A 21496-nucleotide genomic window follows, 5' to 3' on the forward strand; every position below is an offset into this window, starting at 1 on the left:
ACCTCTATGTCGATCCGGAGGCGGCCAAGATCGTCGTCAACGCCGGTTTCGACATGTCGATCGTCACCTGGACCGAGACGCTACGGGACGGCCTCTTCACCAGCGCGCAGCTCGCCGAACTCGAGGCGTTGGGCACGCCGAAAGCCAAGTTCTTCACGGACGTGAACCGCGCCTCGCTCGCCTTCGCGCGCGAAACCGAAGGCCTGGACGGCAGCCTGCACCCTGACGCCCTGACCTGCGCCGTCGCCTTGGATGAAAGCCTGATCCTCGAAAGCGAGCAGTGCGTGGTCGACGTCGAGACCATGGGCGAGCTGACGCGGGGATATCTGAGCGTCTCGCACCCGATCCTGCCGGACATCGAGGTCGCCGACCCGGCGCTGAAACGCCGGCCGCCGAACGCGCGGGTGATCAAACGGATCGATCAGGCGGGCTTCTTCGCGGCGATGAAGCAGGCGCTGCTGTGAGCCGATAGCCGCCTAGAGCGTCCGCGCTTCCAGGTGACCGTCCTTCAGCGCCATGACCCGGTCCATGTAGCGGGCCAGCTCCATGTTGTGGGTGGCGATCAGGGCGGCGACGCCCTCCTGGCGCGCGACGTCGTAGAGCGACTGGAACACGGCGGCCGAGGTCGCGGGATCGAGGTTGCCCGTCGGCTCGTCGGCCAGCAGCAGCTTGGGGCGATTGGCCAAGGCGCGGGCTATGGCCACGCGCTGCTGCTCCCCACCGGACATCTGGGCGGGCTGGTGGTTCAGGCGGTGGCCGAGCCCCAGGCCTTCCAGCAGTTCCTTGGCCCGTCCCTCGGCCTCGCGCTGGCTCTTGCCGGCGATCGACAGCGGCAGGGCCACGTTCTCCAGGGCCGTGAATTCGGGCAGCAGGTGGTGAAACTGATAGACGAAACCGACCGTGCCGAGCCGAATACGGGTGCGGATGCTCTCTGACAGCTTCGTGCAGTCACGCCCTTCAAGAACCACGACGCCGCCGTCGGGGCGCTCCAGCAGGCCGGCCGAGTGCAGTAGCGACGACTTGCCCGAGCCCGAGGGCCCGATCAGGCCGACCACCTCGCCCGGATGGACATCGATGTCGACTCCGCGCAGCACCGGCAACGGGCCGGCCTCGGTCTTGTAGACGCGCTCGACACCGCGCAGGGCCAAGATGGGCGAAGACTGTATCGGGTCACTCATAGCGGAGCGCCTCCACCGGATCGAGGCGTGAGGCGCGCCAGGCGGGCGGCAGGGTCGCCAGCACGCTCATCAGGGCCGAGGCGGCCACGATCCCGCAGACCTCCGTCCAGTCGATCTTCGCGGGGATATGCGAGAGCATGTAGACGTCGGCGCTGAACACCGCCGTTCCGGTCGCCCATTCGACGAAGTTCTGGATCGGCGTGATGTAGGCGCAGAAGACCACGCCCAGGGCCAGTCCGCACAGGGTGCCGGCCACGCCGATCGAGGCGCCCGCCATCAGGAATATCCGCAGGATCGCCCCCTGCCCCGCGCCCATGGTTCGCAGGATGGCGATGTCCTTGCCCTTGTTCTTCACCAGCATGACGAGGCTGGAGATGATGTTCAGGGTGGCGATGGCGACGATGCAGAACAGGATCAATCGCATCACCTTCCGCTCGACCTGGAGGGCGGTGAAGTAGCTATGGTTCTTGTCCTGCCAATCGCTGACCAGGGCGCCGGGACCACTGGCGACCTCGACGTCGTGCTTGAGGTCCTTGGCCTTGTCGGGATCGTCGACCTTGATCTCCACGTAGTCGACCGATGTGTCGCGTCCGAAGAACAGCTGGGCCTGCTCCAAGGGCATGTAGACGAAGGCTTCGTCGAACTGGCTCATGCCCACGCTGAAGAGGCCGCCAACGATGTAGTTCTTCTCGCGCGTCGAACTGCCGAACGCCGTCGCCGGACCGGAAGGCGAGATCAATGTGATGGCGTCGCCAGGGCGCACGCCCAGGCTCTGGGCCATGCGGTCGCCAATCAGCACCACGTCGCCGCCGTACTCGCCCTCGCCAAAGCCAGCCAACGAGCCTTGCTTGATGTTCCCGGCGATCAGCGACATGTACCGCAGGTCCGAGGTGGTCACGCCCCGCACGATGGCTCCGGTCACTTGGCTGGGGCCAATGACCATGGCCTGGGCCTCGACCATCGGCGCGGCCTGGACGACGCCGGGCGCGGCCTTTATCCGCCGGATGACCGTGTCGCGATCCGGGCCATTGATCATCGGCGACTGGGCGTAGAGATGACCATTGAAACCCAGGATCCGGCCCAGCAGCTCGGCGCGGAAGCCGTTCATCACGCTCATTACGGTGATGAGGGCGAAGACCGCCAGCATCACGGCGCAGAACGAGATGATCGAGATCAGCGCCACGCCGCCGTTCTTGCGCTTGGCGAACAGATACCGGCGAGCGACCGAGCGCTCCCAGCGGCTGAAGGGACCGGCGGCGCGGGTTTCTGGCATCAGGCGCCTTTGGTCAGGTTAGAGATGACCGTGTCCAGCGAAGCTGTGTAGCGTTCGCCGGTCTTGCGGTTCTTGACCTCGACCACACCTTCGGCGACGCCCTTGGGGCCGACGATCAGCTGCCAGGGCAGGCCAATCAGGTCCATGGTCGCGAACTTGGCGCCGCCGCGGGCGTCGGTGTCGTCGTAGAGCACTTCCTTGCCGGCGGTCGTCAGCGCCGCATAGGCCTTGTCACAGACCTCGTCGCAGGCGGCGTCGCCCTGGCGCATGTTGACGATGCCGACGTCGAACGGCGCCACACCCTCGGGCCAGATGATCCCGGCCTCGTCGTGGCTGGCCTCGATGATCGCGCCCAGCAGGCGCGAGACGCCGACGCCGTAGCTGCCCATCTGCACCGGCGTGTCCTTGCCGTCCGGTCCGGTGACGGTGGCCTTCATCGGTTCGGAATATTTGGTCCCGAACGAGAAGATGTGGCCGACCTCGATGCCGCGCGCCGACAGGCGGTTGTCTTCCGACAGCGCGTTGAAGGCCGCCTCGTCGTGCATTTCCTCGGTGGCGGCATAGAGCGCCGTGCGTTGGTTCACCAGCGGCTGCAGGTCGCCGTACCAGTCGACGTCCGGACCGGGGGCCGGCATCTCGACGAGATCCTTGTGGCAGAAGACGGCGCTTTCGCCGGTCTCGGCCAGGACGATGAACTCATGGCTGAGGTCGCCGCCGATGGGGCCGGTGTCGGCGCGCATCGGGACGGCCTTCAGCCCCATCCGCGAGAACAGGTTCAGATAGGCCACGAACATGCGGTTGTACGACTTGCGCGCGCCGTCGGCGTCCAGATCGAAGCTGTAGGCGTCCTTCATCAGGAATTCGCGGCCACGCATCACGCCAAAGCGCGGACGGCGCTCGTCCCGGAACTTCCACTGCACGTGGTAGAGGTTCTTGGGAACGTCCTTGTAGCTCCGCACATAGGCCCGGAAGATCTCGGTGATCATTTCCTCGTTGGTGGGCCCGTAGAGCAGTTCGCGCTCGTGACGGTCGGTGATGCGCAACATCTCCGGGCCATAGGCGTCATAGCGGCCGGACTCGCGCCACAGATCGGCCAGTTGCAGGGTCGGCATCAGCAGCTCGATGGCGCCGGCGCGGTCCATTTCCTCGCGGACGATCTGCTCGATCTTCTTCAGCACGCGGAAACCCAGCGGCAACCAGGCATAGATGCCGGCCGCCTCCTGGCGGATCATGCCGGCGCGGAGCATCAGCTGGTGCGAAACGATCTGGGCGTCGGACGGTGCTTCCTTCAGCACCGGCAGGAAATAGCGCGACAGGCGCATCAGCTTGGAAACTCCGGGAATTCGAGAGGGGCTTGAGATAGCCCCTCCCCCGACAGCTTGGCAACGCGATAGAACCTGCCCGGTTCAGATCTTTGATCTGAACCGGATCAGCAGGCTCGTCCCTCCAAGCGTGGAAGCGCGACTATCGCAGAAACCGGCCGCCACTTTCTGCGGTCGCGCTTCGGGCCAAAGTAAGGCTTCGTTGCGGCAAAAAGAGAGGCCGCGCGGATCGCCGCGCGGCCTTTCAAGTCATCGTCGGGGAAGACGCCACAGAGCGAGACCGGCAAGGCCGATCTCATGCAGTCACCTTAGCCGGCAAACATCTGTTGGGGCACGCCTATGCGATGGAAGCGCTGGCATTGAGGTCGTTCGCCCAAGACTTGGGCGAACGAAGGCAAATTAGCCGTCTCGCGCCCAAGGCTTGTGCAACCGCAAGTCACGCGGCGGCCGGCAGATCCGGCAGGGTCACCAGATGGAAGTGCACGACCGCGAAGAACACCGCAAAAACGATCGCCGAGACCCAGGTCGTGGTGATGAACTTACGCTTGAGATTCGGGTTCATCGGCGCGCCAGGATCCGCGCCGGGCGGTGGCTTGACCCCCGCCTCATGGAAGCTGCGCGAGCCGAGCGGCAGCACGGCGAATAGCACCGTCCACCAGATGGTCAGGTAGATCGCGAACCAGGTAACCGGGCTCATCAGTGGTGCGCCTCCTTGGGCGTCTCCATGAGCTCGACCAGCAGGCCGCCCATGTCCTTGGGATGAACGAAGATGATCAGGGTGCCGTGGGCGCCGATCCGCGGTTCGCCCAGCACGGTCGCGCCCTTGGCCACCAAGGCGTCGCGGGCCTCGTAGATGTTCTCGACCTCGAAGCAGATGTGATGCTGGCCGCCCTTGGGGTTCTTGGCCAGGAAGCCGTGGATCGGCGACTTCTCGCCATAGGGCTCGATCAGCTCGATCTGGCTGTTGGGCAGGTTGACGAAGCATACCCACACCCCCTGCTCCGGCATCGCCCACTTCTCGGTCACCGAGGTGGCGCCCAGCAGCTCGCGATACATCTTCACCGACTCGTCGATGGAGGGCGTGGCGACGCCGACGTGGTTGAGCTTGCCGATCATGATCTTTCCCCGTGTTTCTTATCCGCCGAACGTACCAAGCGGGTCGTTGAATGCCGAGCGCAGATCAGTAAGTCGGCTCAGCGGCATATGGAAGCTGCACCCCTTGCACGGGTCCGGCACGCCGCAACCCGCCCAATCCCAGAGCGCGCGGACCTTGTCGGTGTCGAGCAGCTCGGCCAGGGAGGCTTCCCGGATGTCGCCGAGCATCAGCGCCGTCTTGCCGTCGAAATCGGCGCAACCGCAGAAGGAGACCTTGCCGCTCGAGAGGACCTGAAGGCTGATCAGCGGCAGCGCGCACTGCTCGGTGTTCTGCTGCGGCGCCAGCCACTCCGCGTCCAAGGGCAACGGCTGGGACGTGTCGAACACCGTCCAGTTGGCATAGGTCTTCACGCCGGGCAGCGAGAGCCCGCCCGCGTCGACGCCGGCGCGCTGGGCCACTTCCGCCAGCCAGGCGTCGATCTCCGCGGCCTCACGCGTCCGCAGGTGCCGGGCGCCAAGCCCGATCCTGTCGGGTCCCATGATCCGAACCAGCCGGCCCAACGATTCCATGAAACGGTCGTACTGGTCCTTGCGGGTCATCAGCGCGAACTCTTCGGCGTCCAGGCCATAGACCGACACGGTCAGCCGGTCGAAATAGGTCGCCAGCTCCGCCAGTTCCTCGTCGGAGTACAGATAGGCCATGGTGGCGTTGGTGATCGCCGACACGCGGGTGATCGACGGCGTCGACCGCAGCAGCTTCAGGCGCTCCAGAAGCTGCTTGTCGAGCAGCACCTCGCCGACCATCGGCGTCAGGGTGACCGGTCCGCCGCCCAGGGCCGCATAGTCGGACACGATCTTGGCGAACACCGCCATGTCCATGCCCTGCTTGCGGCGGGTCTGGATCGAGTAGGGACAGATCACGCAGTCGTTGTTGCAGATATTGACCGTCTCGATGCTCAAGGCCAGCGGGCGAAACCGGCCTCGATGCGTGAAGTAGGAGATGGTCTCGGGCGTGTAGATGGTCGGAAACTTGGCGATCGGATGGGCCGCGATCTTCTGCCGATACTCCTCGGAGCCGACGATCTCGGCCCTGACATCCTCGACCGTCGCGCCGCGCCCCAGCCAGGCCACGCAGGCCTCCAGGGCGTCAGGATCCGGCTCGCGCTTCAGCAACTCCCGATAGAGAAGGCGCACGACCTCGGCCGCATAGCCGCTCTCGCCGCCCGCGGGGCTCGGCGTCGCCGAGCTCCGGGACGCCTGGGAACGGCCCTTGCGGAAGATCATATGCGCAGAACGGTCGTTTCGACGACCGGCTTGCGTTCCCAGATGCGGAACGCGGCCTTCTTCACCGCGCGTGAGATGGCGCTTTCGATCGCGTCGTCGAGCTCACGGGCGTCGCCCTGCAGCTTCTTATAGGCGGTCTCGGCCTCTTCCGCGAGATCGTCCAGAGCGTCGTCCAGCGAGTATTCCTCGTCGCCGGTCAGGCCGATGCCTCGAACCTGCGGGCCGGAAACGATCTTGTTGCGGCCGTCCAGCACGATCGAAACCGCGAGCATGCCGTTGAACGCCGCATGCCGGCGCTCGCGCAGGGCGTCGCCATTCTCGGGCGTCACAACGCCGCCGTCCACATAGAGACGGCCGGCTGGCACCTCGTCGATGATCTCCGGCATACCCGGAGCCAGGCGCACCATGTCGCCATTGCGGGGCGAGACGGCGTGCGGGACCTGCAGGTCCTTGGCGAAAGCGGCGTGCTCGATCAGGTGCCGGCGCTCGCCATGGGTCGGCACGGCGATCTTGGGCCGCACCCACGAATACATCTGACGCAGCTCTTCACGGCACGGGTGGCCCGAGACGTGGATGCCGGGCGTGTCGCGCTCGGTGTGCAGGCGCACGCCGCGGTCGGCCAGCTTGTTTTGCAGGTTGCGGATCGGGATCTCGTTGCCCGGAATGACCCGCGAGCTGAAGATCACATGATCGCCGGAGCCCAGCTTCACGTGCGGGTGGCTGCCGTCGGCGATGCGCGACAGCGCCGCGCGGGCCTCGCCCTGGCTGCCCGTACACAGGAACAGGATCTCGTTTTCGGGCAGGTGCTTGGCCTGGTCGTCGTTGATGAAGGGCTCGATGCCCTGCAGCAGGCCGACCGAGCGAGCGGCGGCGGCCATGCGATGCATGGAGCGACCGGCCAGGCAGACCTTGCGGCCACACGCCTGGGCCGCCCGGATCACGGTGTCCATGCGCGCCACGTTCGAGGCGAAGCAGGCCACGGCGATCTTGCCGTTCAGGCTCTTGATCAGATCGCCCAGCGCCTTGCGCACGTCGGCTTCCGAGCCCGCCTCGCCTTCCACGAAGACGTTGGTGCTGTCGCAGACCATGGCTAGCACGCCTTCGTCGCCGAGGCGGCGGATGGCGGCTTCGTCGGTCGGAGCGCCGAGTTGGGGCTCGGGGTCGATTTTCCAGTCGCCAGTATGCAGGATCGTGCCCAGCGGCGTCTTGATCGCCAGGCCGTTCGGCTCGGGGATCGAGTGCGTCAGGGTGATCAGTTCCAGGTCGAACGGGCCAAGTTGGAAACGTCCGCCCAGCGGCACCTCGGTGATCGGCACCTGGTCCAGCAGATCGGCGTCGCGCAGCTTCTCGCGCAGCAGGAAGGCGGTGAACGGCGTGGCGTAGACCGGCGCCTTCAGGCGCGGCCACAGCCAGTGCACCGCGCCCAGGTGGTCTTCGTGGGCGTGGGTCAGGACAATGCCGACGATGTCCTTGGCGTAGGGCTCGATATAGGTCGGGTCAGGCAGAATGATCTCGACGCCCGGGGTCGTCTGGTCGCCAAACGTCACACCCAGGTCGACGACGATCCATTTTCGATCGTGCGCCGGCCCGAAGCCATACAGGTTGAAATTCATGCCGATCTCGTTCGACCCGCCTAGCGGCAGGAAGACGAGTTCGTCGTCTTTGGATTTTTTCATCAGGTCTCGGAAATAGTGTTTCTTCGGTAGATTTCGAGGAGACCCCGGATCGTTAGATCGGAGTCGAAGTGGTCGATGCTGTCGGTGGCGCCCTCGAACAGCGAGGCGACGCCACCAGTGGCGATAACGGTCATGGCCTCTTCGCGCTCGGCCTTGATGCGCGAGACGAGACCCTCGATCAGGGAGATATACCCCCAGAACACGCCCGATTGCATGGCCGACACGGTGTCGGTGCCCACGATCCTGTTACCAGCCGGGCGCTGGATGGCGATGCGGGGAAGTTTCGCCGCCGCGTCGTGCAGCGCCTGCATCGACAGATTGATGCCGGGCGAGATGATGCCGCCCTCGAAGGCGCCGTCGGCCGCCACGATGTCGAAGGTCGTTGCCGTTCCGCTATCGATGACGATCAGCGGCCCCGGATAGACCATCGACGCCCCGATCGCATTGACCAGGCGGTCGGCGCCGGCCTCGGAGGGCTTTTCGATCCGCACGTCGATGCCCAGGCGCGCATTCTCGCCGATCACCAGCGGCTCCACGCCGAAATAACGCCGCGCGAGATTGCGCAGATTGAAGATCGACTGCGGCACGACGCTGGAGATGATCACCGCGTCGATGGCGCGAAACCCCAGGCCCTGCATCGAGAGAAGCTGCGACAGCCAGACCACGTACTCGTCGGCGGTGCGGGTGCTCTCGGTCGCCGAGCGCCATTGAGCCACCCACGACTGGCCGTCGTGTATGGCGAACATGGTGTTGGTGTTGCCTTGCTCAATGGCCAGCAGCATCACGCGCCTCCAAAAAACACGTCGCCGGCGGTGATCCGGCGGACCTGGCCGTCGGCCAGACGAAGCCTCAGCGCCCCGTCCCCGTCGAGGCCCTCGGCGACGCCCTCGACGGTCTCGCTGCCAAGGCGAGCGATACAAGGTTCGCCCAGGCCATGGGCGCGGGCGGTCCAGGCGTCGGCGATGGCCGGAAAACCAAACATGTTCCAGACCCCGAACCAGCGCTCGAAGGCCTCGGCCAAAACCTCGATGGCTTCGATCGCCTTCGGCGGCGGACTATCGCGGTGGGTGGCGATCGAAGTCGCGGGACGCTCGGCGTCGATCGGCTTGCGGGCCAGGTTCACTCCAACGCCGACGGCGATCCAGAGACCGCCCAGCGGCGAAGCGCCGGACTCAATGAGAATCCCGCTGACCTTGAGCCCCCCCAGCAAAGGGTCATTGGGCCACTTCAGGCTGACGAGGGAGGCCGGCACGTAGTGGGCCAGCAGGTCGGCCACGGCCAGAGCGGCGACGAACGAGACCTGGGCGGCCTCGGCGGGCGGCTTGTCGGTGCGAAACAGCAGGGTGGCGGCGAGATTGCCCTCGCCCGTCTCCCAGGCGCGGCCTCTGCGGCCGCGTCCGGCGGTCTGGCGCAGGCCGACCAGCCACACCGGGCCGGCCTCGCCCGCCTCGGCCCGGCGACGGGCTTCGGCGTTGGTGGAGTCGATCTCGCCCAGAACGACGATGGGTGGAACGACGACGGGCGGGACGCCCGTCACGTCACGCGTGACCAAAGGCGGCCGCGGCGGCCTTGGCGGCGGGATCCAGCCAGACCAGGGCCACGAGCACGATCGGGAACGAGAACAGGGCGGCGGCGTAGCCAACGGCGCGAGCCGAGGGCGACGGCGCGTCAACCGAACCGGTCGAGGCGTCGAACCACATCGCCTTGATCAGGCGCAGGTAATAGAACGCCGCGACGACCGAGCCGACCAGGCCCAGCACGGCGGCCCACTGCATGACCACGTCGCCCGTGCCGATGGCGGCCTTGAAGACGTAGAACTTCGACCAGAAGCCCGAGAACGGCGGCAGGCCCAGGGCCGACAGGGAGAACGCGGTCATGGCCAGGGCGATACCGGGGCGTTCCTTCACCAGGCCCGCCATGTCCTCGATGGTCTCCATCGGCTTGCCGCCACGATTCAGCGCCTGCAGGCAGGCGAAGAAGCCGGTGACGTCGACCATGTAGAGGGTCATGAAGACCAGCATCGACTGCAGGCCGACTTCGCCACCCGCCGCGACGCCCAGCAGGGCGTAGCCGACATTGGCGATCGAGGAATAGGCCCACAGGCGCTTGAGGTTGGTCTGGGCCAGGCCCGCGAAGGCCCCGACGAAGACCGACAGCAGGGCCGCGATCACCAGGATCTGGCGCCACTTGTCGACCGAGCCCGGGAAGGCGTCGCCCAGCACGCGGGCGAACATCATCATGGCGGCCAGCTTCGGCGCGGCGGCGAAGAAGCCGACGACCGGGGTCGGGGCGCCTTCGTAGACGTCCGGGGTCCACATGTGGAACGGCGCGGCAGAGACCTTGAACGCCAGGCCGCAGATCAGGAACACCAGGCCGAACAGCAGGCCCACGCCGTGGGTCCCGCCGTGCGCGGCGGCCAGGGCGATCTGGCTGAAGTGGGTCGAGCCGGTGAAACCGTAGATCAGCGAGCTGCCGTACAGCAGCAGACCCGACGACAGCGCGCCCAGCACGAAATACTTCAGGCCCGCTTCCGACGACTTGGCGTCGTCGCGGCGCATCGCGGCCAGCACGTACAAGGCCAGGGACTGCAGCTCGACGCCGACATAGAGGCTGATCAGATCGCCGGCCGAGGCGGTGACGCCCATGCCGACGGCCGCCAGGATCACCAGGACAGCATATTCGAACTTCTGGTCGCCGCGCTGGGCGAGCCAGCGGTCGCCCAGAACGACGGCGATGGCGCTCGACAGATAGATGGCCACCTTGGCGTAGGTCGCCGCGGCGTCGGCCGAATAGACCCCGTTGAACGCATGACCATGCGGCCCCAGCACCGCCGTGGCGGCGGCGGCGACCAGCGAGGCGACGGCGGCCAGGGTGAAGATGGCCCCGACCTTGCCCCGGAAGGCGCCGGCGACCAGCAGAACCAGCGCCGCGATCGCGAGAACGACCTCGGGCAGCACGAGCGAGAAGTTGGCGGAAAAGGTCATAGGCTCCTCACCCGCCCACGGCGGCGCGCCAGGCGCCGACGAGCGCGTCGACAGACGTCGCGGTCAGGTTGAACACGAAATTCGGATAGATCCCGAGAACCAGGGTCGACACGATCAGCGGGGTGAAGATCAGGATCTCGCGCTTGTCCAGATCAGCGATCGTGGCCAGTTGCGGGTTGGTGATCTCGCCAAACATCACGCGGCGGTACAGGGTCAGGGCGTACATGGCCGACAGGATCACGCCCGAAGCAGCGACCAGCGCGGTCCAGGTCGAGGCCTTGTAGACGCCGGTCATCGTCAGGATTTCACCGACGAAGCCCGAGGTGCCCGGCAGGCCGACATTGCCCATCGTGAACAGCAGAAACACGAAGGCGTAGTGCGGCATCCGGCTGGTCAGGCCGCCGTAGAAGGCGATCTCACGGGTGTGCATGCGGTCGTAGACGACGCCGACGCAGAGGAAGAGCGCGCCGGAGATCACCCCGTGGCTCAGCATCTGGAACAGGGCGCCCTGCTCGCCCGCCGCGTTGCCCGAGAAGATGCCCATGGTCACGAAGCCCATGTGGGCGACCGACGAATAGGCGATCAGCTTCTTGATGTCGGTCTGACGGAAGGCGACCAGCGAGGTGTAGACGATGGCGATGGCCGACATCGCGAACACCAGGGGCTGGAACAGCTCCGAGGCGTTGGGGAACATCGGCAGGCTGAAGCGCATGAAGCCGTAGCCGCCCAGCTTCAACAGGATGCCCGCCAGGATGACCGAACCGGCCGTCGGCGCCTCGACGTGGGCGTCGGGCAGCCAGGTGTGGACCGGCCACATCGGCATCTTCACCGCGAACGAGGCGAAGAAGGCCAGCCACAGCCAGGTCTGCAGCCACGGCGCGAACTTGAAGGTCATCAGCGCCGGGATCGACGAGGTGTGGGCGATGCCGATCATGGCCAGGATGGCGGCCAGCATCAGCACCGAGCCAAGCAGCGTGTAGAGGAAGAACTTGTAGGCCGCGTAGATCCTGCGCTTGCCGCCCCAGATCCCGATGATCAGGAACATCGGCACCAGGCTGGCTTCGAAGAACAGGTAGAACAGGATCAGGTCCAGCGCGCAGAACACGCCGATCACCAGGATCTCCAGGATCAGGAAGGCGATCAGGTATTCGACGACCCGCTTCTCGATCGATTTCCAGCTGGCGATGATGCAGATCGGCAGCAGGAACGCGGTCAGCAGGACGAACAGCACCGAGATGCCGTCGACGCCCATCCGATAGTGCAGTCCCGCGAACCAGGCGACGTCTTCCACGAACTGGAAGCCCGGGTTCTTCGGATCGAACTGAAGGGTCAAGACGATCGACAGGCCGAAGGTGACCAGGGTGGTCACGAGCGCGATCCACTTGGCCAGGGTGTCGGTCTTTTCCCCCGCTCCGTTCAGGGCGCGCGCGGCGAGGATCACCGCGACGCCGACGATCGGCGCGAAGGTCGTTAGGCTGAGAAGGCCGCTCATTAGCTCCGTCCCCCTCAACGGAAGGCGTACAGGGCGAAGGTCAGCAGGCCGGCGACGCCGAGCAGCATGACAAACGCGTAGTGGTAGACGTAACCGGTCTGCAGCTTGCCGGTGCGCTTGCCCACCTCATACGAGACGTGGCTGACGCCATCGGGGCCCAGGCCATCGATGATCTTCTGGTCGCCGCCCTTCCAGAACAGGTCGCCGAGGAACTTGGCCGCGCGCACGAAGGTGGCTTGGTACAGCTCGTCGAAGAACCACTTGTTGTAGAAGAAGACGTACAGCGGCCCCTTGCGCTCGGCCAGCTTCAGGCCCAGGCGCTCGTCGCCCTTCAGCAGATAGACGTAGGCGGCGATGGCCAGGCCGATCAGCGAAGCGATCAGCGGGCTCCACTTCACCCACTCGGCCACCTCGTGCGCGTGGTGCAGCACCTGGTTGCTCGGGGCGGTGAAGATCGCGCCGCGCCAGAACTCTTCCTGGTGGTGGCCGACGAAGTAGCCGTTGAACACGAAGCCGGCGGCGACGGCGCCGATCGACAACACGACCAGAGGGAACAGCATCACCCACGGGCTCTCGTGCGGCTTGTGGTCGTGACCATGGCCGTGATCGTCATGACCATGGGCGTCATGACCATGGGCGTCATGCGCATGATCGTCGTGACCCCAGCGGGCGTGGCCGTTGAAGGTGAAGAACGCCAGACGCCAGGAGTAGAACGAGGTCAGGCCCGCCACCAGCACGCCGATCACCCAGGCGAACATGGCGATCGCGTTGTGGCCGCCCGCGGCGAACGCCGCCTCGATGATGGTGTCCTTCGAGTAGAAGCCGGCGAAGCCCAGGTGCAGCGGCGGGAAGCCGAGGCCCGTGATGGCGATCGTGCCGATCGTCATGGCGATGAAGGTCACCGGCAGCAGCTTGGCCAGGGCGCCGTAGCGACGCATGTCCTGTTCGTGGTGCATCCCGTGGATCACCGAGCCGGCGCCCAGGAACAGCAGCGCCTTGAAGAAGGCGTGCGTGAACAGGTGGAACATGGCCGCCTGATAGGCGCCGACGCCCGCCGCGAAGAACATGTAGCCCAGCTGCGAACAGGTCGAGTAGGCGATCACGCGCTTGATGTCGTTCTGGGTCAGGCCGACGGTGGCGGCGAACAGGGCCGTCACCGCGCCGATGACCGTGACGATGTTCTTGGCGACGGGCGCGTATTCGAACATCGGCGACAGCAGGCACAGCATGTAGACGCCAGCGGTCACCATGGTGGCCGCGTGGATCAGGGCCGACACCGGCGTCGGGCCCTCCATGGCGTCCGGCAGCCAGGTGTGCAGGAAGAACTGCGCCGACTTGCCCATCGCGCCGATGAACAGCAGGAAGCAGGCGATATCCATCAGCGGGAAGGTGTGACCCGCGAATTCCCAGGTGCGGCCGGCGTTGGCGGCGACCTGCGGGAAGATCTCGGCGAACTGGATCGAGCCGAACGCCCAGTAGGTCGTCATGATGCCGAGGGCGAAGCCGAAGTCGCCGACCCGGTTGACCACGAAAGCCTTGATGGCGGCGGCGCTGGCCGACGGCTTCTTGTACCAGAAGCCGATCAGCAGGTACGAGGCCAGGCCCACGCCTTCCCAGCCAAAGAACAGCTGCATGAAATCGGCGGCGGTGACCAGCGACAGCATGGCGAAGGTGAACAGCGACAGATACGCGAAGAAGCGCGGCCTGCTGTCGTCCTCGGCCATGTAGCCCCAGGAGTAGATGTGGACGAGGGCCGAGACCGTCGTGACCACGATCAGCATGGTCGCCGACAGGGCGTCGACGCGGATCGACCAGTTGGCCTGGAAATCGCCGATGCTGATGAACGGCAGCAGATGGACGGTGAAGGCCTCCATGTGCCCCCAGGTCCACTGGCTGAACGTGTACCAGGACAGGGCGCACGACAGGATCAGCGCGCCGGTCGTGACCGACTGCGAGGCCACGTCGCCGATGCGGCGGCCGAACAGGCCGGCGATGGCCGCGGCGATGATCGGCGCGAAGACGAGAATGGTTACAAGCGTCTGCATGACGTCGCTTAGCCCTTCATCATGCTGGCGTCGTCAACCGCGATGTCGCCGCGGTTGCGGAAGAAGGTGACGAGAATGGCCAGGCCCACGGCCGCCTCGGCGGCGGCCACGGTCAGCACGAACATGGCGAAGATCTGCCCCGCCACGTCATGCAGGTAGGCCGAGAACGCCACCAGATTGATGTTCACCGCCAAGAGGATCAGCTCGATCGACATCAGGATGACGATGATGTTCTTGCGGTTCACGAAGATGCCGAAGACGCCGATCGTGAACAGGATCGCGGCGACGACGAGATAGTGCGAAAGGCCGATCATTCGGAGATCCCCTCGCCCGGCTTGATCTGGACCAGCTCCATGCCGGCCTTGGGCGTGCGGGCGATCTGCTTGCCGATGTCCTGGCGCTTGACGCCCGGCTTGTGGCGCAGCGTCAGGACGATGGCGCCGATCATGGCGACCAGCAGCACCAGGCCCGCCAGTTGGAAGAAGAAGACGTAGTCGGTGTAGAGCACCCGGCCGATCGCTTCGGTGTTGGGCGCGCCGCCCGGCGAGGCGTTCGGCAGGCCGTTCTTCGCGGCCGCGCCGTTCGTGGCGACCGTGGCCGCGACGAAGATCATTTCCAGCGTCAGGACGCCGCCGACCAGTCCGCCGATCGGCAGGTACTGAGCGAAGCCCTGCCGCAGTTCGGCGAAGTCGACGTCCAGCATCATGACCACGAACAGGAACAGCACCGCGACCGCGCCGACGTAGACAACGATCAGCAGCATGGCCAGGAACTCCGCCCCGATCAGGACGAAGAGGCCGGCGGCCGAGAAGAAGGCGGTGATCAGGAAGAGCACCGAGTGCACGGGATTTCGAGCCGACACGACGAGCAAGCCCGCCGCGAGGGTCACGAAAGCCAGCAGATAGAAAGCGATCGCCTGCAAGGCCATTGGCCCAGGTGCTCCCCTGAAAACTTAAGTCCAATGGCGGCCGCGCCGGTTCGACGCGCCGCCTCCTAGGATTCGCCCCGTCCTTTAGCGGTAGGGCGCGTCCAACTCCAGATTCTTCGCGATCAGGCGCTCCCAGCGGTCACCGTTATCGAGAAGGCGTTCCTTGTCGTAGTAGAGTTCTTCGCGGGTCTCGGTCGCGAACTCGATGTTCGGGCCCTCGACGATGGCGTCCACCGGGCAGGCCTCCTGGCACAGGCCACAGTAGATGCATTTGACCATGTCGATGTCGTAGCGGGTCGTGCGGCGGCTGCCGTCCTCGCGCGGTTCGGCCTCGATGGTGATGGCCTGGGCCGGACAGACGGCTTCGCACAGCTTGCAGGCGATGCAGCGCTCCTCACCCGACGGATACCGGCGCAGAGCGTGCTCGCCGCGGAAACGGGGCGACTGCGGGCCGCGCTCGTTCGGATAGATCACGGTCTTCTTCGGCGCGATCATGTACTTCATGGCCAGGCCGAACGCGCCCGCGAAGTCCAGAAGGGCCGCGCCCTTGACCGCCTGAGTGATGCGCTGGAACACCAGAGCTCTCCTAACACTTTTCCTTGGGGAAGGGACGGACGTCCCTGCCCTGCTCCTTCTGCTGCCGTCGCAGGGTCTGCTCGAGGACGCACGTCTTGGTCTTGGCGTCCGCCTTGCGGCGCGCTTCGACCCTGTCCTCCAGCGTCCGCTGCGGCGGTCGCGGAATAGTCCCTCCCCAGGTCGAACAGCCGGCAAGGCCGACCATCGCGATCCCGAGGATCACCCGCCTCATTTCCCCGCCCGGGGAATGACGCAGGTGTAGTTCGATAACTGGGCTGGGTCGCCCCCGTCCTGCTTGGACTGGATCACCCCGCCCTCGGCCTTGCACTTGTCGCCCGCGCGTCGGAGGTCGTCGTAGCTGACGATCCCGTCGCCCAGGGAATAGGACCGGTCCGGAGCCGAGACGGCCTGGCAGGCCGCGGCGGTCAGGCTGGTCAGCCCCAGGGCGATGAGCGCGATCCGCCGCATCAGGCCCCCGGACCGAATACGCGCCAGGCGGCGACCGCGGCCACCAGCACCAGCGAGGTCGGCAGGAACACCTTCCAACCCAGACGCATCAGCTGGTCGTAGCGGTAGCGGGGCACGATGGCCTTGGCCATGGCGATCATGAAGAACCAGAAGATGATCTTGGCGAAGAACACCAGCGCCAGGGCCAGCTTGCCCCACCAGCCCCACAGCGCGACCAGGTCGACCGGCAGACCCAGGTTCCAGCCGCCGAAGAACAGCACGCTGATCATGGCGCACATCAGGACGATGTTCGAATACTCGGCCACCATGAACAGCAGGTACGGCGTCGAGCTGTACTCGACCTGATAACCGGCCACGAGTTCGGATTCGGCTTCGGGCAGGTCGAACGGCGGGCGGTTCGTCTCGGCCAGGGCCGAGATGAAGAACATGCCCATGGCCACCACCATGACCGGCAGCAGGACAAGGTTCTTCAAACCGCCGCCGCCAAAGACGTTCCAGTTCCAGATCCAGCCCGATTGCTTTTCGACGATGGTCGACAGGTTCATCGAGCCGGCCAGCAGGATCACCGTGATGATGATCAGGCCGATCGAGACCTCGTACGACACCATCTGCGCCGCCGAGCGCAGAGCGCCCAGGAACGGATACTTCGAGTTCGAAGCCCAGCCGCCCATGATGATGCCATAGACGCCCAGCGAGCTCATCGCCAGCAGGTAGAGGATGCCGACGTTGATGTTCGAGACCACCCAGCCCGGCGCGAACGGCACGGCCGCCCAACCGACAAAGGCCAGGACCAGGCTCAGCAGCGGCGCCAGCAGAAAGACGATCTTGTCGGCGCCGGCCGGGATGACGATTTCCTTCAGCACGAACTTGAAGAAGTCGGCGAAGGATTGCAGCAGGCCGAAGGGACCAACGACGTTGGGACCTTTGCGCATCTGGACGCCAGCCCAGATCTTGCGGTCGGCCAGCAGCAGGAAGGCCAGGCTCAGAAGAACCCAGATCACGACCAGCAGAATGCCGCCGGTCGTCAGGCCAAACCAGAGAAGCGGAGAATTCGAGCCCACGGTCTACTCCGCAGCGATCTTGGCGGCGCCGGAAGCCACGGCCGCGCATTCGGCCATGGTCACGCTGGCGCGCGCGACGGGATTGGTCAGGTGGAAGGCCTTGATCGGGCTTTCGAACGGGGCGTCCGACAGTTCGCCGTCGCCGCCCAGGCTCCCGAGGTCGAACGATGTGGCGACCGAGCCCGGCGCGTAGTCGATCTGGCCGAAGGTCGAGTGGTCGGCGAACAGCTTGGCGCGCAGCTGGTCCAGGCTGTCATAGGGCAGCTTGTGACCGAGCACTTCCGACAGCGCCCGCAGGATCGACCAGTCTTCCTTGGCCTCGCCCTTCGGGAACACGGCGCGCTTGCCCATCTGCACGCGGCCCTCGAGGTTCACGTACAGGCCGTTCTTCTCGGTATAGGCCGCGCCCGGCAGGATCACGTCGGCCTTGTGCGCGCCGGCGTCGCCGTGCGTGCCGAGATAGATCTTGAAAGCGCCGGTGGCGGCCGTTTCGCACTCGTCGGCGCCCAGCAGGAAGAGGACGTCCAGAGCGCCCGGCTTCAGCATGTCGGCGGTCGACAGACCGCCCTGCGCCGGGACGAAGCCCATGTCGAGGCCGGCGACGCGCGCGGCGGCGGTGTGCAGGACGTTCCAGCCGTTCCAGCCTTCGCGGACGACCTTCATCGTCTTGGCGAGGCCGGCGGCGGCCTTCAGGATCGCGGCGCCGTCGGCGCGGGCCAGAGCGCCCTGGCCGATGATGATCGCGGGACGTTCGGCGGCCTTCAGGGCGGCGACGAAGTCGTTCTTGCTCTTGGCCAGACCCGAAAGCGTCTGGGCGCCGGCGCCCAGATAGTCGTAGCCGAAGGTCAGGTCGGCCTGCTCGCCAATGACGCCGAAGCGGGTCTTGCCGGCCAGCCACTGCTTGCGGAAGCGGGCGTTCAGGACCGGCGCCTCAAGGCGCGGATTGGCGCCGACGAACAGCACCACGTCGGCGTTCTCGATGCCGGCGATGGTCGAGTTGAACAGCCAGCCTTCACGCGGGCCGACGCCCAGGGCCGAACCGTCCTGGCGGCTGTCCAGGTTCTTCACGCCCAGGGCGGTAAAGAGGTCCTTGGTCGCCTTCAGGCTCTCGGCGTCCTGCAGGTCGCCAGCGATCACGCCGATGCGCTCGGGAGCGGTCGCCCTGATCTTGGCGGCGACGGCGGCGAAGGCCTCGGCCCAGGTGGCAGGCTTCAGCTTGCCATCGATCCCGCGCACGTACGGACGGTCCAGGCGCTGACGGCCCAGGCCGTCGACGGCGTAGCGCGTCTTGTCCGAGATCCACTCTTCGTTGATGTCGTCGTTGTTGCGCGGCAGCACGCGCAGGACGGCCGAACCGCGGGCGTCGACGCGGATCCATGATCCCAAGGCGTCCATGACGTCGACACTCTCGGTCTTCTTCAGCTCCCACGGACGGGCTTCGAAGGCGTAGGGCTTGGAGGTCAGAGCGCCGACCGGGCACAGGTCGATCACGTTGGCGCTGAGCTCAGACGTCACCGCCGCGCCCAGATAGGTCGTGATTTCAACGTCTTCGCCGCGAGAGATCAGACCGATTTCGGGCGAGCCGGCGACCTCGGTGATGAAGCGGACGCAGCGCGTGCATTGGATGCAGCGCGTCATCACGGTCTTGATCAGCGGGCCCATGGCCTTTTCTTCGACCGCGCGCTTATTCTCTTCATAGCGGCTGTCGTCGCGGCCATAGCCCATGGCCTGGTCCTGCAGGTCGCACTCGCCGCCCTGGTCGCAGATCGGGCAATCGAGCGGATGGTTGATCAGCAGGAACTCCATCACGCCTTCGCGGGCCTTCTTGACCATCGGCGTGTTGGTGAAGACTTCCGGCAGTTCGCCGTTCGGACCGCCGCGGATATCGCGCACGCCCATGGCGCAGGAGGCCGCCGGCTTCGGCGGGCCGCCCTTCACTTCCACGAGACACATGCGGCAGTTGCCGGCGACCGACAGCCGCTCATGAAAACAAAAGCGCGGGACTTCGGCACCGGCTTCCTCGCACGCCTGCAACAGCGTGAAATGATCCGGAACTTCGATCTCTTTACCGTCGACTTTCAGCTTTGCCATATTCGCCTTCCTGTCTCACGCACACCGCGCATGTTGCCAGAGTTTCACCTCCGGCAAGTGCGACCAGCCGAAAGCCCTGTCGCTGTTGCCGTGCTTGTTCAATTCGTCGAGCCGCTCTTTCGCCTCGGCCACCGTGGGGAATTCTCCCGCAGCGACATGCCACATGACGAAATGCTGCTTTTCCATGATCTCGAACCATTCCGCGCGGCGGGCATAGAACTGCCGGTGAACGGTCTTCCATACGAAATTCTCGAATGACGCGACGTCGCGCCAGACACTCATGTTGACGATCACCAGCGGATCGTCGAAACCGTCGATCGCAGTCGCATTACCGCTCTCGTCCTTCAGCCGCCAGACGAAACCCTCCGACCGCTCGGCAATGCCGTTGACGAGATCGAGCGCCTTGACGAAGGCGGCAACCCGCGGGTCTTCCAGCGGATAGCGCAGACGCGCGATGTTGAGTTCGGCGAGGTGCTGCGTCACGCCCCGCCCTCCTTCAATGCCTTCGCCTGCGCAACCCAGCCGTCGCGGGCGATGCGTCCACCGAGGCCGATCTCGGCATCGATGCGCGCCACGTCCTCATCGCTCCAGCCGGCGATGTCGGCAAAGCGGGTGACGCCGATGCCGTTCAGGACCTGCTCGAGCTTCGGCCCGACGCCGGAAATCTTCTTCAGGTCGTCGGCCTTGCCGCGCCGCTTCGAAACCGCCTTGGCAGCCTTCGGCTTTGCAGTCTTCGGAGCGGCAGGCGCGGCAACGGTCGGAGGCGCCTTCGCGGATTTCGCCGGAGCCGCCTTGGCAACCGGTACCTTGGCCGCGCGCTTCACCTTTGCGGCGGGTTTCCGCGTGACCGACGTCGCTACCGACTCAGATGGAGGTGCCGGACGCTCGTCCCGCACCTTCTCGTCCTCGATCTTGCGGGCGAGCGTTTCGGTCGCCTCCAGTGCCCCCTGCAGCGAACCGAGGAAGGCGCTCGCCATCTGGGTCGCGAAACCGAAGCCGACCGCCGTCATCGCGGCAAGCGCTGCGGCGGGATGCGCCATCAGCGGGTGCAGCGGCAGACCGGCAGCTTCCGGCGCGGCGTCGGACGCACGGCCGAAGTCGGCCGGCTTCGCCGCAACCTCTTCCCGCGTCTTGTCCTTTGCCTTCGCCATCGTCCGGGTGTCCTTACTCGGCGGCTTCCATCACCACGCCATGGGCCATGGCGTTACGGGTATACTGATCGATACGCGCCTCGATCTCCGGACGGAAATTCCGGATGAGGCCCTGTATCGGCCAGGCGGCGGCGTCGCCCAGCGCACAGATGGTGTGGCCTTCGACCTGCTTGCTCACCTGGAACAGCATGTCGATCTCGCGCTTCTGGGCATTGCCCTTCACCATGCGCTCCATGACCCGCATCATCCAGCCGGTGCCTTCGCGGCACGGCGTGCACTGGCCGCAGCTCTCATGCTTGAAGAATGCCGCGATGCGCCAGATGGCCTTGATGATGTCGGTGGACTTGTCCATGACGATCATGCCGCCGGTACCGAAGGAAGACTTGACCTCGCGAAGACCGTCGAAGTCCAGCGTCACGTCCATCATGTCCTCGGCCTTGACGACCGGACAGGACGCACCGCCGGGGATGACCGCGAGGAGATTGTCCCAACCGCCGCGGATGCCGCCGGCATGCTTCTCGATCATCTCGCGGAAGGTGACGCCCATGCTCTCTTCGACCGTACAGGGCGTGTTGACGTGGCCCGAGATCATGAAGAGCTTGGTGCCGACATTGTTCGGGCGACCGAAGCTGGAGAACCAGCCGGCGCCACGACGCAGGATCGTCGGCGTGACGGCAATCGACTCGACGTTGTTGACCGTCGTCGGGCAGCCGTAGAGGCCCATGTTCGCCGGGAACGGCGGCTTCAGTCGCGGCTGGCCCTTCTTGCCTTCGAGGCTTTCCAGTAGCGCCATCTCCTCGCCGCAGATGTAGGCGCCGGCGCCATGATGGACGTAGAGATCGAAGTCGTAGCCGTGGATGTTGCCCTTGCCG

The 21496-nt window shown here is 65.7% G+C and carries 23 protein-coding genes; 1 reads left to right on the forward strand and 22 read right to left on the reverse strand.

All coding sequences use genetic code 11. The features are described 5' to 3' along the window. A partial coding sequence (locus tag VJ655_RS12580) for a nucleoside hydrolase (protein ID WP_324111547.1) occupies window positions 1-464 on the forward strand: 464 nt, incomplete at its 5' end. 12 nt (window positions 465-476) lie between these two features. Here the strand turns inward: VJ655_RS12580 and VJ655_RS12585 are convergent. From VJ655_RS12585 to nuoF, 22 genes are all read right to left on the reverse strand, one after another. Next, entirely contained in the window at window positions 477-1178 is a 702-nt protein-coding gene (locus tag VJ655_RS12585; RefSeq protein ID WP_324111549.1) for an ABC transporter ATP-binding protein, read from the reverse strand. Next, a complete protein-coding gene (locus tag VJ655_RS12590; RefSeq protein WP_324111551.1) occupies window positions 1171-2451 on the reverse strand; it encodes a lipoprotein-releasing ABC transporter permease subunit in 1281 nt (426 codons plus the stop codon). Before VJ655_RS12590 ends, VJ655_RS12585 begins: the two co-directional genes overlap by 8 nt. Continuing rightward, a complete protein-coding gene (gene proS / locus VJ655_RS12595) occupies window positions 2451-3773 on the reverse strand; it encodes a proline--tRNA ligase (RefSeq protein WP_324111553.1) in 1323 nt (440 codons plus the stop codon). Before proS ends, VJ655_RS12590 begins: the two co-directional genes overlap by 1 nt. 436 nt (window positions 3774-4209) lie before the next feature. Then, on the reverse strand, window positions 4210-4470 hold the full coding sequence (locus VJ655_RS12600; protein ID WP_324111555.1) for a DUF1467 family protein: 261 nt from the start codon (window positions 4468-4470) through the stop codon (window positions 4210-4212). Next, window positions 4470-4889 (reverse strand): methylmalonyl-CoA epimerase, encoded by a 420-nt coding sequence (gene mce / locus VJ655_RS12605; RefSeq protein ID WP_299015667.1) that lies wholly within the window; start codon window positions 4887-4889, stop codon window positions 4470-4472. Before mce ends, VJ655_RS12600 begins: the two co-directional genes overlap by 1 nt. Before the next feature lie 18 nt (window positions 4890-4907). After that, a complete protein-coding gene (locus tag VJ655_RS12610) occupies window positions 4908-6152 on the reverse strand; it encodes a radical SAM/SPASM domain-containing protein (protein ID WP_324111557.1) in 1245 nt (414 codons plus the stop codon). After that, the gene (locus tag VJ655_RS12615) at window positions 6149-7828 is read right to left on the reverse strand and encodes a ribonuclease J (protein ID WP_324111559.1); all 1680 of its coding nucleotides are present in this window, start codon (window positions 7826-7828) and stop codon (window positions 6149-6151) included. The genes VJ655_RS12610 and VJ655_RS12615 overlap by 4 nt, the downstream gene beginning before the upstream one ends. Next, window positions 7828-8613, reverse strand: a complete 786-nt coding sequence (locus tag VJ655_RS12620; protein ID WP_324111561.1) for a type III pantothenate kinase — start codon at window positions 8611-8613, stop codon at window positions 7828-7830. Before VJ655_RS12620 ends, VJ655_RS12615 begins: the two co-directional genes overlap by 1 nt. Next, a complete protein-coding gene (locus VJ655_RS12625; protein ID WP_324111587.1) occupies window positions 8610-9365 on the reverse strand; it encodes a biotin--[acetyl-CoA-carboxylase] ligase in 756 nt (251 codons plus the stop codon). The genes VJ655_RS12620 and VJ655_RS12625 overlap by 4 nt, the downstream gene beginning before the upstream one ends. 1 nt (window position 9366) lies before the next feature. Continuing rightward, window positions 9367-10812, reverse strand: coding sequence for an NADH-quinone oxidoreductase subunit NuoN (gene nuoN, locus VJ655_RS12630; RefSeq protein WP_324111563.1), 1446 nt, complete (start codon window positions 10810-10812; stop codon window positions 9367-9369). Window positions 10813-10819: 7 nt separating this feature from the next. Further along, complete coding sequence (locus tag VJ655_RS12635) at window positions 10820-12322, reverse strand: NADH-quinone oxidoreductase subunit M (protein ID WP_324111565.1); 1503 nt, start codon at window positions 12320-12322, stop codon at window positions 10820-10822. Continuing rightward, window positions 12319-14349 carry an NADH-quinone oxidoreductase subunit L gene (nuoL, locus tag VJ655_RS12640; protein WP_324111567.1) on the reverse strand — a complete coding sequence of 677 codons (2031 nt, stop codon included), beginning with the start codon at window positions 14347-14349 and terminating at the stop codon, window positions 12319-12321. The genes VJ655_RS12635 and nuoL overlap by 4 nt, the downstream gene beginning before the upstream one ends. A gap of 8 nt (window positions 14350-14357) precedes the next feature. Then, on the reverse strand, window positions 14358-14663 hold the full coding sequence (nuoK, locus tag VJ655_RS12645) for an NADH-quinone oxidoreductase subunit NuoK (RefSeq protein WP_324111569.1): 306 nt from the start codon (window positions 14661-14663) through the stop codon (window positions 14358-14360). Continuing rightward, the gene (locus VJ655_RS12650; protein ID WP_324111571.1) at window positions 14660-15277 is read right to left on the reverse strand and encodes an NADH-quinone oxidoreductase subunit J; all 618 of its coding nucleotides are present in this window, start codon (window positions 15275-15277) and stop codon (window positions 14660-14662) included. Before VJ655_RS12650 ends, nuoK begins: the two co-directional genes overlap by 4 nt. Window positions 15278-15361: 84 nt before the next feature. Beyond that, entirely contained in the window at window positions 15362-15853 is a 492-nt protein-coding gene (gene nuoI / locus VJ655_RS12655) for an NADH-quinone oxidoreductase subunit NuoI (protein WP_047405879.1), read from the reverse strand. A 10-nt stretch (window positions 15854-15863) separates the two neighbouring features. Beyond that, window positions 15864-16085: a hypothetical protein gene (locus VJ655_RS12660; RefSeq protein ID WP_324111574.1), complete on the reverse strand. Its 222-nt coding sequence runs from the start codon at window positions 16083-16085 to the stop codon at window positions 15864-15866. Continuing rightward, window positions 16082-16321, reverse strand: coding sequence for a hypothetical protein (locus tag VJ655_RS12665; RefSeq protein ID WP_324111577.1), 240 nt, complete (start codon window positions 16319-16321; stop codon window positions 16082-16084). Before VJ655_RS12665 ends, VJ655_RS12660 begins: the two co-directional genes overlap by 4 nt. Continuing rightward, a complete protein-coding gene (gene nuoH / locus VJ655_RS12670; RefSeq protein WP_324111580.1) occupies window positions 16321-17382 on the reverse strand; it encodes an NADH-quinone oxidoreductase subunit NuoH in 1062 nt (353 codons plus the stop codon). Before nuoH ends, VJ655_RS12665 begins: the two co-directional genes overlap by 1 nt. A 3-nt stretch (window positions 17383-17385) precedes the next feature. Further along, the gene (gene nuoG, locus VJ655_RS12675) at window positions 17386-19473 is read right to left on the reverse strand and encodes an NADH-quinone oxidoreductase subunit NuoG (RefSeq protein WP_324111582.1); all 2088 of its coding nucleotides are present in this window, start codon (window positions 19471-19473) and stop codon (window positions 17386-17388) included. A gap of 15 nt (window positions 19474-19488) precedes the next feature. Next, window positions 19489-19956 (reverse strand): DUF3291 domain-containing protein, encoded by a 468-nt coding sequence (locus VJ655_RS12680; RefSeq protein WP_148174754.1) that lies wholly within the window; start codon window positions 19954-19956, stop codon window positions 19489-19491. Further along, window positions 19953-20624 carry a hypothetical protein gene (locus tag VJ655_RS12685; protein WP_324111584.1) on the reverse strand — a complete coding sequence of 224 codons (672 nt, stop codon included), beginning with the start codon at window positions 20622-20624 and terminating at the stop codon, window positions 19953-19955. Before VJ655_RS12685 ends, VJ655_RS12680 begins: the two co-directional genes overlap by 4 nt. A 13-nt stretch (window positions 20625-20637) precedes the next feature. Further along, on the reverse strand, window positions 20638-21496 hold an 859-nt coding region (gene nuoF / locus VJ655_RS12690), incomplete at its 5' end, for an NADH-quinone oxidoreductase subunit NuoF (protein WP_324111585.1).

Origin of the sequence: Caulobacter sp. (assembly GCF_035254145.1) — a bacterium.
In the GTDB taxonomy this organism is placed as follows: Bacteria; Pseudomonadota; Alphaproteobacteria; order Caulobacterales; family Caulobacteraceae; genus Caulobacter.

Bases quoted from the DNA above. Each gene is read 5' to 3' on its own strand.
- VJ655_RS12610 (WP_324111557.1), bottom strand. From the start codon at position 6,152: ATGATCTTCCGCAAGGGCCGTTCCCAGGCGTCCCGGAGCTCGGCGACG.
- proS (WP_324111553.1), bottom strand. From the start codon at position 3,773: ATGCGCCTGTCGCGCTATTTCCTGCCGGTGCTGAAGGAAGCACCGTCC.
- nuoG (WP_324111582.1), bottom strand. From the start codon at position 19,473: ATGGCAAAGCTGAAAGTCGACGGTAAAGAGATCGAAGTTCCGGATCAT.
- VJ655_RS12585 (WP_324111549.1), bottom strand. From the start codon at position 1,178: ATGAGTGACCCGATACAGTCTTCGCCCATCTTGGCCCTGCGCGGTGTC.
- VJ655_RS12650 (WP_324111571.1), bottom strand. From the start codon at position 15,277: ATGGCCTTGCAGGCGATCGCTTTCTATCTGCTGGCTTTCGTGACCCTC.
- VJ655_RS12685 (WP_324111584.1), bottom strand. From the start codon at position 20,624: ATGGCGAAGGCAAAGGACAAGACGCGGGAAGAGGTTGCGGCGAAGCCG.
- VJ655_RS12665 (WP_324111577.1), bottom strand. From the start codon at position 16,321: ATGCGGCGGATCGCGCTCATCGCCCTGGGGCTGACCAGCCTGACCGCC.
- VJ655_RS12600 (WP_324111555.1), bottom strand. From the start codon at position 4,470: ATGAGCCCGGTTACCTGGTTCGCGATCTACCTGACCATCTGGTGGACG.
- VJ655_RS12590 (WP_324111551.1), bottom strand. From the start codon at position 2,451: ATGCCAGAAACCCGCGCCGCCGGTCCCTTCAGCCGCTGGGAGCGCTCG.
- nuoK (WP_324111569.1), bottom strand. From the start codon at position 14,663: ATGATCGGCCTTTCGCACTATCTCGTCGTCGCCGCGATCCTGTTCACG.
- VJ655_RS12615 (WP_324111559.1), bottom strand. From the start codon at position 7,828: ATGAAAAAATCCAAAGACGACGAACTCGTCTTCCTGCCGCTAGGCGGG.
- nuoL (WP_324111567.1), bottom strand. From the start codon at position 14,349: ATGCAGACGCTTGTAACCATTCTCGTCTTCGCGCCGATCATCGCCGCG.
- VJ655_RS12660 (WP_324111574.1), bottom strand. From the start codon at position 16,085: ATGAGGCGGGTGATCCTCGGGATCGCGATGGTCGGCCTTGCCGGCTGT.
- mce (WP_299015667.1), bottom strand. From the start codon at position 4,889: ATGATCGGCAAGCTCAACCACGTCGGCGTCGCCACGCCCTCCATCGAC.
- nuoN (WP_324111563.1), bottom strand. From the start codon at position 10,812: ATGACCTTTTCCGCCAACTTCTCGCTCGTGCTGCCCGAGGTCGTTCTC.